The organism is Thalassococcus arenae (genome assembly GCF_019104745.1).
Classification (GTDB): domain Bacteria; phylum Pseudomonadota; class Alphaproteobacteria; order Rhodobacterales; family Rhodobacteraceae; genus Thalassococcus_B; species Thalassococcus_B arenae.
Window position 1 is genome coordinate 1099015 of record NZ_JAHRWL010000002.1, and the last position, 17699, is coordinate 1116713.

18 protein-coding genes and 1 pseudogene are annotated in these 17699 nt (G+C 64.0%); 10 read left to right on the top strand and 9 right to left on the bottom strand.

The features are described from left to right. The 4 genes from KUH32_RS16715 to KUH32_RS16730 form a co-directional block, all read right to left on the bottom strand. The gene (locus tag KUH32_RS16715; RefSeq protein WP_217779733.1) at window positions 1-450 is read right to left on the bottom strand and encodes a hypothetical protein; all 450 of its coding nucleotides are present in this window, start codon (window positions 448-450) and stop codon (window positions 1-3) included. A gap of 117 nt (window positions 451-567) precedes the next feature. After that, window positions 568-792, bottom strand: a complete 225-nt coding sequence (locus tag KUH32_RS16720) for a hypothetical protein (protein WP_217779734.1) — start codon at window positions 790-792, stop codon at window positions 568-570. 171 nt (window positions 793-963) lie between these two features. Continuing rightward, complete coding sequence (locus KUH32_RS16725; protein ID WP_217779735.1) at window positions 964-1359, bottom strand: hypothetical protein; 396 nt, start codon at window positions 1357-1359, stop codon at window positions 964-966. Further along, on the bottom strand, window positions 1356-2600 hold the full coding sequence (locus tag KUH32_RS16730) for a sarcosine oxidase subunit beta family protein (protein ID WP_217779736.1): 1245 nt from the start codon (window positions 2598-2600) through the stop codon (window positions 1356-1358). The genes KUH32_RS16725 and KUH32_RS16730 overlap by 4 nt, the downstream gene beginning before the upstream one ends. 175 nt (window positions 2601-2775) lie before the next feature. Here KUH32_RS16730 and ccmI point away from each other — a divergent pair, with 175 nt between their 5' ends. The 3 genes from ccmI to KUH32_RS16745 are packed head-to-tail and all read left to right on the top strand — an operon-like array spanning window position 2776 to window position 4748. Further along, window positions 2776-4005, top strand: coding sequence for a c-type cytochrome biogenesis protein CcmI (gene ccmI, locus KUH32_RS16735; RefSeq protein ID WP_217779737.1), 1230 nt, complete (start codon window positions 2776-2778; stop codon window positions 4003-4005). Window positions 4006-4015: 10 nt separating this feature from the next. Further along, complete coding sequence (gene ruvX, locus KUH32_RS16740; RefSeq protein ID WP_217779738.1) at window positions 4016-4486, top strand: Holliday junction resolvase RuvX; 471 nt, start codon at window positions 4016-4018, stop codon at window positions 4484-4486. 19 nt (window positions 4487-4505) lie between these two features. Continuing rightward, window positions 4506-4748 (top strand): DUF1289 domain-containing protein, encoded by a 243-nt coding sequence (locus tag KUH32_RS16745; protein ID WP_217779739.1) that lies wholly within the window; start codon window positions 4506-4508, stop codon window positions 4746-4748. On the opposite strand, the gene KUH32_RS16750 is transcribed toward KUH32_RS16745, so the two are convergent. The 3 genes from KUH32_RS16750 to dusA all read right to left on the bottom strand — a co-directional run bounded on the left by KUH32_RS16750 (window position 4740) and on the right by dusA (window position 7374). Then, window positions 4740-5507, bottom strand: coding sequence for a hypothetical protein (locus KUH32_RS16750; RefSeq protein ID WP_217779740.1), 768 nt, complete (start codon window positions 5505-5507; stop codon window positions 4740-4742). The genes KUH32_RS16745 and KUH32_RS16750 overlap by 9 nt on opposite strands. After that, a complete protein-coding gene (locus KUH32_RS16755) occupies window positions 5504-6322 on the bottom strand; it encodes a sulfite exporter TauE/SafE family protein (RefSeq protein WP_217779741.1) in 819 nt (272 codons plus the stop codon). The genes KUH32_RS16750 and KUH32_RS16755 overlap by 4 nt, the downstream gene beginning before the upstream one ends. Before the next feature lie 65 nt (window positions 6323-6387). After that, the gene (dusA, locus tag KUH32_RS16760) at window positions 6388-7374 is read right to left on the bottom strand and encodes a tRNA dihydrouridine(20/20a) synthase DusA (RefSeq protein WP_217779742.1); all 987 of its coding nucleotides are present in this window, start codon (window positions 7372-7374) and stop codon (window positions 6388-6390) included. A gap of 113 nt (window positions 7375-7487) precedes the next feature. Between dusA and KUH32_RS16765 the strand changes: the two genes are divergently transcribed. The 3 genes from KUH32_RS16765 (at window position 7488) to KUH32_RS16775 (ending at window position 11076) form a co-directional block, all read left to right on the top strand. Next, a complete protein-coding gene (locus tag KUH32_RS16765) occupies window positions 7488-8543 on the top strand; it encodes a site-specific integrase (RefSeq protein WP_217779743.1) in 1056 nt (351 codons plus the stop codon). A gap of 89 nt (window positions 8544-8632) precedes the next feature. Beyond that, complete coding sequence (locus KUH32_RS16770) at window positions 8633-9769, top strand: hypothetical protein (protein WP_217779744.1); 1137 nt, start codon at window positions 8633-8635, stop codon at window positions 9767-9769. Between the two features lie 116 nt (window positions 9770-9885). Further along, window positions 9886-11076 (top strand): DUF932 domain-containing protein, encoded by a 1191-nt coding sequence (locus tag KUH32_RS16775; RefSeq protein ID WP_217779745.1) that lies wholly within the window; start codon window positions 9886-9888, stop codon window positions 11074-11076. Between the two features lie 74 nt (window positions 11077-11150). Here the strand turns inward: KUH32_RS16775 and KUH32_RS16780 are convergent, their stop codons facing one another. Then, the gene (locus KUH32_RS16780; RefSeq protein WP_217779746.1) at window positions 11151-11840 is read right to left on the bottom strand and encodes an RES family NAD+ phosphorylase; all 690 of its coding nucleotides are present in this window, start codon (window positions 11838-11840) and stop codon (window positions 11151-11153) included. Beyond that, on the bottom strand, window positions 11837-12226 hold the full coding sequence (locus KUH32_RS16785; protein ID WP_217779747.1) for an antitoxin Xre-like helix-turn-helix domain-containing protein: 390 nt from the start codon (window positions 12224-12226) through the stop codon (window positions 11837-11839). Before KUH32_RS16785 ends, KUH32_RS16780 begins: the two co-directional genes overlap by 4 nt. A gap of 170 nt (window positions 12227-12396) precedes the next feature. Here KUH32_RS16785 and KUH32_RS16790 point away from each other — a divergent pair. The 4 genes and pseudogenes from KUH32_RS16790 to KUH32_RS16805 all read left to right on the top strand — a co-directional run. Continuing rightward, a pseudogene (locus tag KUH32_RS16790) lies at window positions 12397-13308 on the top strand (ParB/RepB/Spo0J family partition protein); the annotation flags it as partial. A gap of 41 nt (window positions 13309-13349) precedes the next feature. Next, entirely contained in the window at window positions 13350-13673 is a 324-nt protein-coding gene (locus tag KUH32_RS18665) for a lysozyme family protein (protein ID WP_254899193.1), read from the top strand. 247 nt (window positions 13674-13920) lie between these two features. Then, window positions 13921-15678 carry a relaxase/mobilization nuclease domain-containing protein gene (locus KUH32_RS16800; protein ID WP_217779749.1) on the top strand — a complete coding sequence of 586 codons (1758 nt, stop codon included), beginning with the start codon at window positions 13921-13923 and terminating at the stop codon, window positions 15676-15678. Between the two features lie 17 nt (window positions 15679-15695). Then, on the top strand, window positions 15696-17690 hold the full coding sequence (locus KUH32_RS16805; RefSeq protein ID WP_217779750.1) for a conjugal transfer protein TraG: 1995 nt from the start codon (window positions 15696-15698) through the stop codon (window positions 17688-17690). Window positions 17691-17699: the final 9 nt, after the last annotated feature.

Here is a 17699-nt window from a genome sequence, read left to right on the forward strand (position 1 = left end):
TCAGGTCACCTCTGCCGCCGTCAGCCAGCGCAGGAAGTAATCGCCGAACCCCCATTGCAATGTCGTGAGGGTCAGAAACCCGACGTTGACGATGTTGAGCAGATCAGCCTTTTGGCGCAACGCGTCGAAATTGCGTTCCTCCGTCAGGAAGTCGACGGCGTAGCCTTCGCCGGGAATGTCGGTCGCGGCCGTACCGGCCCGCAATGCGGCGAGTTCGACACCGTATTCGTGCAAAAGGCGTTCGACCGAGCGCTGGCGGCTGAGTTCGATCTTGAGCAAGCGGTCGGTGAAAAACAGCACCGACGCGGCAACACCCAACGCACCGAAACGCTGAAACACGGCGTCGGCGCCCAATGCCAGGGTGGCCATCGTGCCGACCGCCCAACTGCCGAGACCGACAAAGGCAACGGCACGGCCGAAGCGGTGGAATATGCTGCGCACCGCGGTCATCGGATCACCCACCGGGCGGAACCGGATGCGGGCAAGACCGGACCGGCCAGGGATCGTGGCGCAGGAAAACGGCGGACGCCGACAGGCGCCCGCCGCGTATTCCGCATGTGGACGGCGTCAGTCCGCCGGAGCTGCCGGGGCTGCCGGTGTCGTTTCCGGAGCAGTCTCGACGGCTGCGCCATCGGCCGCCGGGGCCGTGGTGTCGCCACCGCCGCCTCCGAAGGCGAAGATGAGCACCAGCGCCAGGATGATGACACCCAGCACCGTGAGCACACCGCCGAGGCTGACGCCACTGCCGCGGTGCACATGGCTCTGTTGATTGGGATTCCCGTAGTCGGACATGAGGGTTCCTCCTGTGTGGAACCCCAGCCTGAGACCGGTGCGGGCTCAGCCGCAACATGAGCGGAAATCCCCGGCCCGATTGAGCGGGCGGCAGCCGGAACACGCATGACGGGACGGCTGGAATCAGCGCAAACAGCCGCACGTCGCGGCATCACCAGCGTCATGCCCAGCTCAGACAACAAGATCGCCGAACCCCCAGACGATAGTGCCGAAGCACAGAATCACGATTTCGGCCCGGATCATCCGTCCGACACGTTCGATACGCGCCGCGCGGTAATCGGCCAGATTTTTGGCAAGCCGGCTGAACGCGTCTTCCCTGGCCTCACCCTCGCCGGATTGCGCGGCGTCCAGATAGGCCGCCTCGAGCTTTTCGACGCGCGCCTCGTGCCGGGTGATGGCGCGTTCCATCGCGTAGATCTCACGCCCCGCCATCGCGGCACCGAAGGCGACGATCACCGCGCCGGACCGCGCAAAGGCATCGGCACCGATCCGGCGATCCAAGAGATAGCCGATCACCGCGATCGAAACGGCGCCGAGATAGAGCAGATGATCGCGGGCGATCGTCAATGCGCCACCCCCGCCGCAACGGATTCGTCGATGAACTTGCCCTCGCGGAACCGCCACATCGAAAACTCCTCGGTCAGCGGCGAATGGCCCTTGGCCATCAGCTCGGCAAAACCCCAACCCGAGCCCGGGATCGCCTTGAAGCCGCCGGTGCCCCAGCCGCAATTGACAAAGCAGTTTTCCAGCGGGGTTTTCGACAGGATCGGCGAGCGGTCGCCGGTCATGTCGACGATCCCGCCCCACCAGCGCAGCATCTTGAGCCGCGACAGCATCGGGAAGGTTTCGATCAGCGCGCGGACGGTTTCCTCGACATGGTGGAAAGACCCGCGCTGCGTGTAATTGTTGTAGTGGTCGGCACCGCCACCGATCACCATCTCGCCCTTGTCGGACTGGCTCATGTAGCCGTGCACCGTATTGGCCATCACGACGCAATCCATGATCGGCTTGATCGGCTCGGAGACCAGCGCCTGCAACGCCACCGATTCGACCGGCAACCGGAAGCCGGCCATGTCCGCGAGGTGCCCGGAATGGCCTGCCACGACGATGCCCAGCTTGTCGCAGGCGATGTCGCCCTTGGTCGTCTGCACGCCCGTCACCTTGCCGCCGTCCTGCGTGATGCCGGTGACCTCGCATTTCTGGATGATGTCCATGCCCATGTCGGAACAGGCGCGTGCATAGCCCCAGGCCACCGCGTCGTGCCGGGCGGTGCCGCCACGCGGTTGCCAGAGCGCGCCAAGCACCGGGTAGCGTGGCCCGTCGAGCCGGATGATCGGACAGATTTCCTTGACCTCGCGCGGCGAGATGAAGCGCGTCTCGACACCTTGCAAAGCATTGGCGTGGGCGGTGCGCTTGTAGCCGCGAATCTCGTGTTCGGTCTGTGCCAGCATCATCACGCCGCGCGGGCTGAACATGATGTTGTAGTTCAGGTCCTGTGACAGCGTCTCGTACAGGCTGCGGGCCTTTTCGTAGATCGCCGCCGACGGATCCTGAAGGTAGTTCGAACGGATGATCGTCGTGTTGCGCCCGGTATTGCCGCCGCCAAGCCAGCCCTTTTCGATCACCGCCACGTTCTTGATGCCGAAATTCTTGCCCAGGTAATAAGCCGTGGCCAGCCCGTGCCCGCCGGCACCGACGATGATCACGTCATAGCGTTTCTTCGGCTGCGCACGACGCCAGGCGCGTTCCCAGCCGGTGTGGTCGCGCAGCGCCTCGCGGGCGACGGCAAAGACGGAATAGCGTTTCATGGGCCTCGAATCCGCAAAGCTTCGGGTGAGTGTTTCATGGACCCGAGCACGAGGGCCACCGCGACTGCAACCGTCACATTGGCATCCGGTTGCGACATGGGCGCGCCTCGCGTCCATTTGTCCTTTTTTCCCGGCCATTGCAGTTATACATGAAGGCGCGGGAACAGGAGTGATCATGACCGTTTTCTGGATCGCAACCGGCGCGCTGGCGCTGATCGTGGCAGCATTGCTCGTGCTGGCGCTATTGCGCGGGCGGCGCGAGACCGGGCCGGCTGCCGCTTTCGATCTTCAGGTCTACCGCGACCAGCTCAAGGAAATCGACCGCGATGCCGCGCGCGGCATCATCCAGCCGGCCGAAGCCGAACGGCTGCGCACCGAAGTGTCCCGGCGTCTACTGGCGGCCGATTCCCAGGCTCAGGCGGAAACCGCAGCCGCCAGCCAGCCGCGCGGCGCGGCGCTGGTGCTGGCGGCCGTCATCGCGCTGGTGGTGATCGGCGGCGGCTTTGGCCTTTACTGGCAGATCGGCGCTGTGGGTTATCCCGACCTGCCTCTGGCGCAGCGGATCGCCAATGCCGAAGACGCCCGCACCAACCGTCCGAGCCAGGCCGAAGCAGAGGCGGGTTTGCCCGTTTCGGCGCCGAACGAAGCACCCGAAGAGTACCTGGAACTGGTCGAACGGCTGCGCGCCGCAGTATCGGAACGCCCCACCGATCTGCAGGGTCTTGCGCTGCTGGCGCGGTCGGAAGCGACGCTTGGCAACTACCGGGCCGCCTACCAAACCCAACAGCAGATCATCGCGGTGCGCGGCGACGAAGCCACGGCCCGCGACTATGCCGATCTGGCCGACATGATGATCCTGGCGGCGGGCGGGTATGTCTCGCCCGAGGCGCAGGCGGCTTTGGAACAGGTGCTGGAACGCGATCCGCGCAACGGCGTGGCGCGCTATTATTCCGGGCTGATGATGGCCCAGACGGGCCGGCCCGACGTCGCCTTCCGCACCTGGGATCGGCTGTTGAGCGAAAGCTCGGACGAGGCGCCGTGGGTGCCGCCGATCCTGGCCCAGATCCAAGACCTGGCCTATCGCGCCGGCGTTCCCGACTACCAGGTTCCGGCGATTGAAAGCGCCTCCGGCCCCAGCCGCGAGGATATGGAGGCCGCTGCCGACATGGACCCCGAAGACCGTCAGGCGATGATCCGCGGGATGGTCGACGGGCTGGCAGAAAGACTGGCCACCGAAGGCGGCCCGCCCGAGGAATGGGCGCGGCTGATCAACGCGCTGGCGGTTCTGGGCGAACGCGACCAGGCGCAGGCGATCCTGACCGAGGCGCAAACCGTCTTTGCCGAGAGCCCCGAGGCACTGCAAATGCTGGCACAGGCAGCGGCGCAGGCCGGATTGTCGCAATAAGGCCGGTGCGGTGATCCACGAAGACATCGCCGCTTTCGCCGCCGACCTGCCGCCTGGATCGGCGCTGGCCGGCCTGGACCTGGGCACCAAGACGATCGGTGTCGCGGTGTCGGACCGGATGCGCAGCGTCGCGACCCCGCTGGAAACCGTCAGGCGGCGCAAATTCACGCTCGATGCCGAAGTTCTGCGCGCGATACTGGTCGGGCGCGATATCGGAGGTGTGGTGCTGGGCCTGCCGCGGAACATGGATGGCAGCGAGGGGCCGCGCTGCCAGTCGACCCGCGCGTTCGCCCGCAACTTCGCAGCGCTCTGGGACGGGCCGATCACCTTCTGGGACGAACGCCTGTCCACCGTAGCCGCAGAAAAGGCGCTTCTCGAGGCGGATACGACCCGAAAACGTCGCGCCGAAGTCATCGACCACGTCGCGGCGTCCTATATCCTTCAAGGTGCGTTGGACCGGATTCGGAATCTAGGCGCGTAAAGCAGGCAGGCAGGACACCATGGCAGACGATATCTGGCGCCGGAACGAGATCGAAAGCCCATGCGTACAGATCTGCGTGGTCCATCCCGAGGCGCGCATCTGCACTGGCTGCCTGCGATCGATCGACGAGATCACCCGCTGGTCCAAGATGGCTCCCGAGGAACGGCGCAGCATCATGGACGCGCTGCCCGACCGCCGGGCATTGCTGGCCAAGCGTCGCGGCGGACGGGCGGCGCGGCTCAAGCGCGGGCCGTCAGCCTAGCCAGGCCGCGATCCCACCGGCAAGCAGTGGTCGAAAATAGGCCACCATGCGCCCTTCGGCTGCTGCGGTTGCGCCGTCGGCCCAGGGCGCCACGCCATGCAATGCCAACCGGTGCAGCAAAATCGCCTCGCCCGGCAGGGCGGGCATTTCCACGCGGCGGCAGCTTTCGAAACAGCGCCTCCGCGCGGCCTGATACGCATCGGTCACATCGATTTCCTGCCACATCTCTCTGGAATGACAAGACAATTCGCGTTCGAGCGCCTCGCGGATCACGACATGGCTTCCCTCCCAGACCACAAGCGGGCTGGCACCGGGATCGGCCTTGGTCAGTGCGATGCCCAGAACGAACGCATGTGGTTCGCGGATGAAACGGCGTCGCTGGGCACCTTCGGCAAGGATACCGTCCACATGCGCCGCGTCACGGATGCGTCGATAGCGAAAGGCGGCATCGCTTTCGCCGGCCATGGGCCGCGGATAACCGGGATAGACCACCGAAAGCTGCGCCGGATGCAGCGACGGCATTGGCTGGACCGCCTCGAGAAAGGCAACAGGCAAGGGCACTCCGCCGATGCTGCCATCGGGCGCGGTAGGCAAGGCGTCGACGCCGACGAACCAGGTGGCTCCGCAGCGCAGCCATTGCGCGCGCTGGTCGGGGTCTTGCGTGATATCCATCGCCACCTCGCGGGCGGCGCGGGCCCACTGCAGGCTGCCGGGCGTCGCCGGGAACCGGTGCCAGCCGCGCCGCTCCAGCCCGGTCATCCCCACAAGGCCTTGCGCAGCATATTGACCGCGACAATCAGGATGAAGACCGCGAACACGCGCCGCAGCCGATCGGCCGGCAACGCATGCGCGATGCGGGCACCCAGCGGTGCGGTGACCAGCGTCATGCTGACCGACACGGCAAAGGCCGGCAAGTTCACGGCGCCCACGGTGAACGGCGGTGCCGCCTGCACCGGCATCAGCAGGAAGGCTAGCGCCGAAGGGATGGCGATCAGCGCACCGAACCCCGCCGCCGTGGCGACCGCACGGTGGATCGGCACCCCGTAGAGCGTCATCAACGGCACGCCGAAACTGCCGCCGCCGATGCCCATGAGCACCGACAGGAAGCCCACCAGCGGCGACAGCGCGCCGCGCGCAGGACCCGACGGCATCGCCGCGCCCAGCCGCCAGCTTGCGCGGCCGAAAGCCAGGTAGAGACCGACGGCAAAGGCGATCAATCCGAACAGCAGCACCAGCGTTTCGGACCGCAACTGCGCCGCGACCAACACACCCAGGATCGCCCCGATGGCGATTCCCGGCGCCCAGCCGCGCAGGATGGCCCAGTCGACCGCGCCGCGACGGTTATGCGCCGCGACCGAACGCAACGACGTCACCACGATTGCCGCAAGGGACGTGGCAAGGCAGACCTGCATGATCTGCGGTCCGTCGAAGCCGAGGATCGTGAACACCAGGAAGAAGGCCGGCACATGCACGATGCCGCCGCCCACGCCCAGCATGCCCGCCAGCAAACCAGCAAAGGATCCCGACAGGATCAACAGGCCGACCAAAGGCAGCAACGTGGCGAGTTCCGGCATCGAAGGCGTTCCCCTTTTGCGCCGCCCTACGTCCTCGCTCTGGCAGGTGCAAGGCTGCGTCGCGGTCAGGCCGCGAGTGGAAGCGCCTCAAGCGCCGCCTCGACGACCTCGGGCCCCACGCCGTCCGCATGGGCGCGTTCGGACAGGATCCGCCGCCACTGCCGCGCGCCCGGACGACCTGCGAACAGTCCCAGCATATGGCGCGTGACCTGGTGCAAGCGGCCGCCGGCCACGAGATGCGCGTCGATATAAGGCAACATGGCGCGCGCAACGTCTTCGGGTGCGGCGAAAGGCGCAGGACGGCCGAAGATGTCCGGGTCGACCCGCGCCAGGATGTCCCAGGGCTGGTGATAGGCCGCGCGTCCGATCATCACGCCATCGAGGCCGCGTTCGAGCAACGCACGAGCCTGCCGCAACGATGTGACACCGCCATTGATCGACAGATGCAGGTCGGGGAAAGCCGCCTTCATCGCAATGACCAGATCGTAATCCAGGGGTGGAATGTCGCGGTTCTCCTTGGGGCTGAGCCCCTGCAGCCACGCCTTGCGTGCATGAACGATTACCCGATCGCACCCCGCCGCGGCGATCTGCCCGAGGAAATCCGGCAATACCTTGTGCGGATCCTGGTCATCGACCCCGATCCGGCATTTGACGGTTACCGGGATGTCGACGACGTCCCGCATCGCGCCGACACATCGCGCGACAAGAGCGGGGTCGCGCATCAGCACGGCGCCAAAGGTACCCGATTGCACCCGGTCGCTGGGGCATCCGCAATTGAGATTGATCTCGTCGTAGCCTGCCCGCGCCCCCAAGAGCGCCGCTTGCGCCAATTCGCCGGGGTCGGACCCGCCCAATTGCAACGCCACGGGATGCTCTTCGGCGCTGAAGTCCAGAAGATGCACCGCGCCCCCCCTGACCAAGGCCGGGGCGGTCACCATTTCCGTGTAGAGCAGCGCGTTACGACTGATCAGCCGGTGGAAATACCGGCAATGCCGGTCGGTCCAGTCCATCATAGGGGCACAGGATAAACTAGCGTGTTGATTTATTTGCATTTTTTGTGTATCTTCAAACTGTTGGCGGCGAATGCTGCTACGCTGGAATACGCCCCAATATCCCCGAATTTGCCCCTCTACGACGACTCATTGCACACACAGCGCACACGAAAATGGCCTCCATCACCAAACTCCCCTCCGGTGCCTACCGGGTTCAGATCAGACGAAAGGGCCGCTACGCGAGCGAGACGTTCCTCCGTCGCGACGATGCCCATCGCTGGGCCCGCCAAGCGGAGACCCGGGTGGATCAGGGGTTGGCGCCGAACAAGTCGTCCGTTTCCCGCCTCCAGACCTTCGGCGATCTCATCGATCTCCACATAGTCGATATGTGCGAGGTAGGCAAACCGCCGCGTCGCAGCAAGGCCGCCACGCTCAAGACGCTCAAGCGCGATCTGGGCAAGGAGAAGATCGGGCACCTCGACCGGCAAAAGCTGATCGACTACGGCAAGATGCGCGCTGATCAAGGCGCCGGTCCGGTGACCCTCAGCATCGATATCGGCGTGATCAAGATGATCATCACCCACGCGGCAGCCGTGCACGGCCTCGACATCTCGCCAGAACCCGTCGACCTGGCGCGTGTCGCGCTCAAGCGTCTCGGCCTGATCGGCAAGGGCACGGAGCGGGATCGTCGCCCCACCACCGATGAGTTGAACCGCCTCTTCCGTTGCTTCGATGACAACGAACGCCTGACCCTGCCGATGACACGCATCGTGAAGTTCGCGGTGGCCACCGCCATGCGGCTCGACGAAATCTGCCGCGTCGAATGGACCGATCTCGACGTCGATCGCCGGATGCTCATGATCCGCGACAGGAAGGACCCGCGCAACAAGACTGGGAACGACCAGCGGATCCCGCTCTTCGCCGCCACGGGGTTCGATGCCTGGGCGTTGGTCACCGAACAGGCCAAGGAACTCGGGCGCACAAAGGGCCGCATCTTTCCCTACAACTCGAAATCGGTCGGAACCGCCTTCCGGCGGGCCTGCGTGGAGGTCAGCGTGAAGGACCTTCATTTCCACGATCTGCGCCATGAAGGCACAAGCCGCTTGTTCGAGGCTGGCTTCGCCATCGAACAGGTCGCCCTCGTAACCGGCCACAAGGATTGGAAGATGCTGCGCCGCTACACGCATATCAGGCCCGAAGCCCTGCATCTGCTGGCCGCGTTGAGTTAGCCAACAGAAATTAACTGGTCAGCGCAACAGTGTTGCTGACATGCCAGACGCTGCTTAGTATCAGGCAAGACTGAAAAAAGGCTTATCCTATGAAAAGACTGCTTTCATGCGTTTCTGTCCTTGTGCTGTTGGCATCTACTGCTGTTCCACAACCAACTGACGAAGGTCTCTACTCGGTGCGGGATGACGCGTCGGGATGCCGGGTGTTAACTACGTGGCAGGATGTCACCAGCATCTCATGGCGAGGCAGTTGTACCGAAGGACTAGCTGATGGCCCCGGCCAGATTGACTGGTTCGTGGGAGAGGAACTCGCGTGGCGAACATTCACAGGGCCTGGTCACGCATGGCGGATTGAGAACGGTCAGTTTATTTTGAATGTTGCCCCGAGCGATTTCCAAATTCGTTGTCAACTCGAAGGCCGCAGCTATCGAGGCGTAACGATGTTTCCGACAACAAGGCTGCGAAATGACTTTTTTTCTTCGCACGATGTAGCAAGAAACGTCTTGAATTGGGGCGCTGAGTTTGCGTTCGATAATTGTCCCAATCAGCAGCGGAACTGGGGAAATATTGCAGTATCTGTTTTCGATTCTCCTGATGCCTCAATTAGAAATCCAGTTGTGAGAGGGCGTAACTTTCCAGACGATGGAGTGAACTGGTTTGCCCCTAGAAGTGAATACAATAACGCGCACAACAGATCCTTCTTGAATATGATAGAACGCGAAGCAGAAAACATCGCCAGAGAAAGACGAGACGAAGAGCAGCGGCTTCAGATGGAACGTTTGCGGGCAGAGTTCGAGCGGCGCCGCTTGCAAATTGACCAGAGAATAGCAAATCTACTTGAAGACGGGGAAGGGAGCATCCAAGAATTGGCGACAGCCCTTCTTGTTTCGCAACTCGACACCCTCGCACTCCTTGAACGGGAATTCAGTATTCACGGCGTGTATTCAGACGGCGCCCGGACTACCACACTCGGTGATCGGCAATACTATGCAATTAGTTACCGCGTCCAATCCCTTTACGAAGAGTTGGGTCGAGATTTCCAAGGCGCACAAGGTTTCTCTTGGTCCAACTGGCTAGATCAGACGACAAATGCTGGTCGGGGAACGGTTTCGATCACTTGTTTGTTTGAAGCTGTGGTTAACGTCCCGCGTTCTCCAACGACAGTGTCGGCCAGCCTTGTGTCATTTGACGGTGCGTCGAGCTTAGTGGTCCTTTGTGAGTCCTAAAGCCGCGCATTTTCCCTATCTTCCCGAGGTCTTTGGTTAGAGTGCTTCTGTCGGCCCTGTGACGGGTTTGGAGGTCGAGAGAGAGGCTCCCGGCCGCCCGTCGCGGGAGAAAACCTATGAATACCGAAATCATCGATGCCGGGCGTGAAACCAGCGGCGGCTACAAGGTGGATGTGTCGCGCGGCGAGAACGTGGACCGCGTGTCTTCCGAGTGGTTCTCGCGGCCGGATGACGAGCGGTATCTGTCGCTCGACGATCTCTTTGCCTCGGTCAAGGGCCGGGCGGAGCGGAGCCGGACGCGCACGGTGGAGAGTGCGGCGATCCGGGTCGAGGCGCATCGCGACGACCCGGAGAAACTGAGCCTTGTCCTGCCGGGCACGGATGAGCCCATCGCGCCGACGCATTGGAGTTTCGGCCAGCTCTCGAGCCTCGTCGGCGCGCCTGCAGCCTATCTGCGCCAACTGCCCGCACCGCTGGCGGGCATTAACCTGCAATACGGGCTGACCAACCACCGGGCCGAGCAGATCAAGACTATGGAAGTCGCGGATGGCCGGACGGAACTGCGTGCGGTGACCGGCCCCGACTACGGCCGCATCTACGACCATGAACTGGTCTCCGCCGTGCAGCGCATCGCAGGGAACGGCACGGGCGACACGCGCTGGAAGGTGCCGGGCGTGCTCGACTGGTCCACGGGCATCTACAATCCGCGCGTCGACGTGACGAAGGAGACGACAACGCTCTACGCCTCCGACCGCGACGTGTTCCTGTTCCTCGTCGATGACCTGAACCCCATCGAGGCGGGGCTGCTGCCCGATGGCTCACCCGACCTCTACTTCCGGGGTTTCTATTGCTGGAACTCGGAGGTCGGCGCCAAAACGCTGGGCATCGCCAGCTTCTACCTGCGCGCCGTCTGTCAGAACCGCAACCTCTGGGGCGTCGAGGATTTCCAGGAGATCACGATCCGGCATTCGAAATACGCGGCCTCCCGTTTCGCACACGAGGCCGCGCCAGCGCTCAGCCGCTTCGCAGAGTCCTCGCCCGCGCCCTTCATCGACGGCATTCGTGCTGCGCGGGAGAAGATCGTCGCACGCTCAGACGAGGACCGGCAGGACTTCCTGCGCAAGCGCGGTTTTTCGAAGGCGGAGACGGGGCGAATCGTCGAGACGGTCCTGGCCGAGGAAGGCCGCCCGCCAGAGAGCATCTTCGACTTCGTGCAGGGGATCACCGCGGTGGCCCGGTCAAAGCCGCAGCAGGACGCGCGGTTGGTGATGGAGGGCAAGGCGAAGGCGTTACTGGAGAAAGCATGATCACGCTTAATATAACATACATTCAATGCTCTGCAGAGATAAGCTCACGCACTGAATGAAGATTTCGAGGGGCGCTATAGCCCCTCGATCGTGAACTCGGGCGCACCTTGCCAAACCAGCTTCCAGCTCGCGCCAGGGCGGACATTCTGGATGATCCCGGGATCGAAGGCGACAAAGCACCGTCCGCCCGGGTGGCGCACGGAGGGGTAGATCAGCCCGCGATGCCCCTCTGATCTCAGATCCGCCGCGAGGTGCTGCCCGGCCAGATAACCGCGTTCCGGATCCGGATCGAGTGCCTGATGCGCCTCCCCGTGCAGATCGGGGAAGTCCCCAATGAAATCCGCCAGCAGTTCCACGTAACGGGCCTCGTCCTCGTAGCGACCGATGAAGCCCAGTTCGCGGGTCCGGTGAAACCCGACCTCTTGCGCGCTCGTCAGCATCTCCCAGGCGCAATACCAGGCACCGCGGTCACCAGTATTGAAGCGGTTGCCCGAGGGTCTCGTGTACGTGAAGGCCGCGTTGATATGGCTCTGTCCATAGAGCGTCAGGTCATGAGACCGCCGCGCGAAGGCCAGTTCGCGACGGTCGAGTGCGGGGCTTCCCTCGCGCTCGGCGATCAGGCGGGCGCTCGTCTCGCCTTCGATCTCGGCCAAGATGTCTGCTTCCTCGTCGCTGTCGACCAGGCCTCGCAGCACCGGGGGCTTGTGATGGGTCTCGGAAATCAGCCGGACAAGGGCGCGGTCATCGACAGAGGTGATCCTCAAACCCCGCCCCTAAGCGCATCGACATAGCTGCGCACGCGCAGGATCTTGGGCAATCCCCCTTCGATCATCGCGTCCACGGGCCGCGCGCCGTCGAACTCAGGACCCCGGTTGGGCAGCTTCACCCATTCCCGCGAGATCGGCTCGTTGAAGTAGAGCTCGAGCGACTTGTAGAGGCCGATCAGCGCGCTCAGGCGCAGCATCTGGTCCCGTGTCAAATCCCCCGCAAAATCGGGCTTCTTCGCTCGCTTCCAGGTCGACTCAGACATGTCCGCCAGCGCCGCCGCTTCACGCAGGGTGAGCGACCAGGCCTCCGCGATCCGCGCGAAGGCCTTGAGAGCGACACCCTGCCGATCCGGCGCCGGACGTTCCAGAACAAGGTTTTCCATGTGTTGGCGCTCCTTAATAGGTTGACTGATGATATAAGGTCATATGGGTTCCATTGCAAGTCCATATGACCCGAATGGTGCCCCCAGAGAAAGAGGGGTGCCGGGTTTTCCGTGACGGGTTTGGAGGTCGGGAGAGAGGCTCCCGGCTGGCCTGTCGCGGAGATATCCCGATGACCAAGCAACAGAAGATCACCCTCAGCGCCTCGCGCGACATTCCCTTCAACAAGCTGATGCTCAGCCAGTCGAACGTGCGCCACGTCAAGGCGGGCGTGTCGATCGAGGAACTGGCCGAGGACATCGCGCGGCGGACGCTGCTCAGCTCCATCACCGTGCGCCCCGTGCTGGACGAGAGCGGCGCCGAGACCGGCATGTACACGATCCCCGCAGGCGGGCGGCGGTTCCGGGCGCTGGAACTGCTCGTGAAGCAGAAGCGCATGAACAAGACCGCGCTGGTGCCCTGCATCGTGCGCACCGATGGGCTCGCCGAAGAGGACAGCCTGGCCGAGAACGTCCAGCGCGCGCCGCTGCACCCGCTCGACCAGTTCCGCGCCTTCCAGGCGATGCGCGAGAAGGGCCGCATAGAGGAGGAAATCGCAGCGGCCTTCTTTGTCTCGGCCAGCGTGGTCAAGCAGCGGCTGAAGCTCGCTGCGGTCGCGCCCTCGCTCCTCGACGCCTATGCCGAGGAGGAGATGACGCTCGACCAGCTCATGGCCTTCACGGTCAATCCCGATCATGCGCGGCAGGAACAGGTCTGGGAGGCGCTGCAGCGGCACTATTCCCGACAGCCCTACGAAATCCGCCGCATGCTGACCGAAGGCGCGGTGCGGGCCTCGGATAAGCGGGCGCAGTTCGTCGGGCTCGACGACTACGTCGAGGCCGGGGGCGAGATCCTGCGCGACCTGTTCCAGCAGGACGACGGCGGCTGGCTGCAGGATGCCGCCCTGCTCGACGTCATGGTGCGCGAGAAGCTGGCAGATGAGGCCGAAGCGATCCGGGTCGAGGGCTGGAAATGGGTCGAGGTCGACACCGAATTCCCCTATGGCCACACCTTCGGAATGCGCCGGGTTCATGGCGAGGCGGTGCACGCGACAACATCCTAGCCGGTACAGCCTATCTGCGACAGATGTACGACCGGTTCGGGTCGCCCGGCTTTCTCGCTGCCTACAATGCCGGGCCTGCGCGCTACCAAGAGCACGTTGATACCGGACGCGCCCTGCCGCTTGAAACCCGCAATTACCTCGCCATCCTCGCGCCACTCATCGCCGATGGAACTGACGTCGCGCGGGCAGTCAGCCGCCCGCACAGGACGCAGGACTGGCGCGACGCTCCGCTGTTCGCGGCAACGGCTGAGGCAGGTAACCCCCCCAGCGATAACACCCAACGGATTGCGTCTGACACGTCTCGAAACGGCATCTTCGTGCCTCACAGCCGGGGGCAAACGCTATGATCCGCGAAATCGCACCATGGCGAGGTCTGGAATGCCCGGTCGCAGGAATGTGCCGGAGAGAGCCGACGCACAGGGTCTCAACAGAAAGAGCGCGAGATAAAAGAGGTGCCGCAAGCGGACCTCAAGCTGTTGTTTCTCTGCGAGGATTTGCGCGGTATATCCAAGATGCATGCCGCAGGACTTCACCTAGAGGTCTGATTTTTTGGTATTTTTCAAGCGGCCGTTGGTCCTGCAAGCGAGTGCGGCCATGACCCGGCGCGACAATGACCTGCGGATCCGCCCCGGACGCATCCGCGACGGCGGCAGGACCTCGAAGCAATCGACACGCTTCGTCAACGAGGTGATGCGCGCTGCGCGGAAATCCGGACATACCGGCTATCGTATCGGCGCAGACAGTACGCGTTCCGGCAACGCCGCTTTCGGGCGCGGACGGTTTGCACGAACGGCCAAAGGCCTGACCCGCACCTCCCGGCGCGTCGTCGTGAAGGCCCGCGTCGTGCGCCACCAGGGCAAGCGCTTTCGCTCCGCACCCATGGCCAAGCATCTCGGCTACCTGCAGCGCGATGGCGTCGGTCAGGACGGGCGCGACGCCGACTTGTTCGGGTCTGAACGCGATGACCTCGACCGAGGCGGCTTTGCGGCGCGCTGCGAAGACGACCGGCATCACTTCCGGTTTATCGTCTCGCCGGAGGACGCGGGCGATCTCGAGGATCTGCGCGCCTTTACCCGTGATCTGATGGCCCGAGCCGAACGGGATCTCGGCACAACACTCGACTGGGTCGCGGTCGATCACTGGAACACCGACAATCCGCATGTCCACATTCTGGTGCGCGGCAAAGCCAACGATGGCCGGGATCTCGTCATCTCGCGTGACTACATCAGCCGGGGGCTTCGAGCGCGCGCAGAAGACCTCGTGCAACTGGAACTAGGCCCCCGCAGTGCGCGCGAGATTTCCCAAGCCTTGGAAACGCAGGTCACGGCGGAGCGCTGGACCGATCTGGACCGGGGCCTGCGCTCGCTGGCGGACAATCATGCCGGCATCGCCGACCTGCGGCGCGGCACGCCGGAACCCCGCGATCCGGAGCTGCGCCGCTTGATGATCGGGCGTGGCCAGACACTAGAGAGGCTCGGGCTGGCCGAACAAATCGCCCCTGCCGTCTGGGAGTTGAAACCGAATGCCGAAGACACTCTGCGCGAGCTTGGGATGCGCGGCGACATCATCAAACGGATGCACCGGGCCATGGGTGCCGAGCGCTTCCGCGCGGCGGGTGATTTCGCCATCGAAGGCACGCCCAACGCGCCGATCCTCGGGCGGCTGGTGGAACGCGGCTTTCATGACGACCATGCCGGGACCGGCTACGCGATCATTGACAGTGTTGATGGTCGCGTTCATCACCTGCGCTTCCGGGATCTCGATGCGACCGGCGACACGCCGCAAGGTGGCATTGTCGAAACCCGGCTCTGGACAGGGAAGACGGACGGGACACCGCAACTGTCTCTTGTCGGTCGTTCCGATCTGTCGCTGGCCGCCCAGGTCGAGGCGGATGGCGCCACATGGCTCGACCGCCTGCAACTCTCCCGGGACCGCGCACCGCTGAGCGGTGCCGGATTTGGTGCGGAGGTTCGCCAGGCATTGGAGCGCCGCTCGGATCACCTTGTCGCCGAAGGCCTCGCCCGACGGCAAGGGCAGCGGGTCACCTTTGCCCGCGATCTGCTGGCCACCCTGCGCAACCGCGAACTGGACGCCATCGCGCAAGACCTCAGCACACAAACCGGCCTCCCCCGTTACAAGCCGACCGAGGGCGAACCCGTCACAGGGACGTTTCGGCAACGCCTCGATCTCGCCTCGGGCCGCTTCGCCATGATCGACGATGGTCTCGGCTTCTCGCTCGTCCCCTGGACTCCGCAACTCGAACGCCATCTCGGCCAGACCGTCACAGGCACGATGACGCCCGGCGGCGGGATCAACTGGAGCCTCGGGCGCAAGCGCGGGCTAAGCCTCTAAGCAGAAAGGACATCACCATGAGCCGTCAGGACACGTCATCGGCCACCAAGATCCTCTGGGGCCAGATCATCATCGTCAGCATCGTGGCGCTGCTCTTCGTCTGGGCGGCGACACAATGGGTCGCGTTTCGTCTGGGGTTCCAACCCCAGCTTGGCGCACCTCTCACCGCCCTGTTCGGCTTGCCGATCTATCGCCCGTGGCAGGTCTTCACCTGGTGGTACTGGTACGACGCCTACGCGCCGCGCGTCTTCATGGAAGGGGCCGCGATCGCCGGCGCAGGCGGGATCGCCGCCATTGCCGTCGCCATCTTGCTGTCGGTCCTGCGGGCGCGCGAGGCGAGCGACGTGACGACCTATGGCTCGGCCAGATGGGCAAGCCCCAAGGATATCACCGCCGCCGGGCTGTTCGCAGACGACGGGGTCGTGCTGGGCCGTCTCGACAAGCGCTACCTCCGGCATGATGGTCCGGAACATGTGCTGTGCTTCGCGCCCACGAGATCGGGTAAAGGCGTCGGCCTGGTGATCCCAAGCCTGCTGACCTGGCCCGGCTCCGCCATCGTCCATGACATCAAGGGCGAGAACTGGCAGCTCACGTCCGGATGGCGGGCGCGGTTCGGGCGCGTCCTGCTATTCGATCCGACCAACGCGGTCAGCGCCGCCTACAATCCGCTGCTCGAGGTTCGTCGCGGGGAGCGCGAGGTGCGGGACGTGCAAAACATCGCCGACATCCTCGTCGATCCCGAAGGCCAGCTCGAGCGACGGAACCATTGGGAGAAGACCAGCCATTCCCTTCTGGTCGGCGCGATCCTTCATGTTCTCTATGCTGAGAAGGACAAGACACTGGCAGGCGCCGCCGCCTTCCTGTCAGATCCTCGGCGTCCCATCGCTGCCACACTGACTGCAATGATGCGGACGGCCCATCTCGGAGATCGCCCGCATCCTGTTGTCGCTCAGGCCGCCCGCGAGCTGCTGAACAAATCCGAGAACGAACGCTCCGGCGTCCTGTCCACGGCCATGTCCTTCCTCAGCCTCTACCGCGACCCCGTGATCGCCGCCGTGACCCGGCGCTGCGACTGGCGGATCGATGATCTCGTCTCTGAAGCGCGGCCGCTCACCCTCTACCTCGTGGTGCCGCCCTCGGACATTTCCCGCACCAAACCGCTGGTCCGGCTGATCCTGAACCAGATCGGCCGCCGCCTGACAGAAGAATTGCACAACACCAACCGTAAACACCGCCTTTTGTTCATGCTCGACGAGTTCCCCGCCCTCGGCCGTCTCGACTTCTTTGAAAGCCAACTGGCCTTCATGGCGGGATACGGGCTCAAGGCCTTCCTGATCGCCCAGTCGTTGAACCAGATCGAAAAGGCCTATGGCCAGAACAACGCCATCCTGGACAATTGCCATGTCCGCGTCGCCTTCGCGACAAATGACGAGCGCACGGCGAAGCGCCTGTCCGACGCCCTCGGCACCACGACCGAACTGCGCGCGATGAAAAACTATGCTGGCCACCGCCTGTCACCCTGGCTCGGACATCTGATGGTCTCGCGCCAAGAAACCGCCCGCGCCTTGCTGACCCCCGGTGAGATCATGCAGCTGCCGCCCGATGACGAAATCATCCTCGTGTCGGGCGCAGCCCCGATACGGGCACAAAAAGTGCGGTACTTCCGCGATGCGCAACTGACGGCAAGAATCCACAAGCCGCCTGTCGTCGAAGCATCTGCTTTCGTCAGCCCCGTGGAAACCGATGATTGGAGCAGTCTTCAGCCAGTCGCACCGCCCCAAGAAACTGGCGTGAAAAAGCCCGCTGACGAAGGGGATGGTGGCATCCGGCGAGAGCCTGAAATCCCAGAACATGAGGATGTGGCGCCCGAACTGCCGTTCCCGCGCGAGGAATTCGCGGCTCTCGAAGACGAACCCGACGACGAGGCCCAACGCGCCCGCGCCATGCAGACCCGCTTCCGCAACGTCGCGCGTCAAGCGGCCCTCGATCCGGACGACGGCATCGAACTGTGAGGTGGCGGA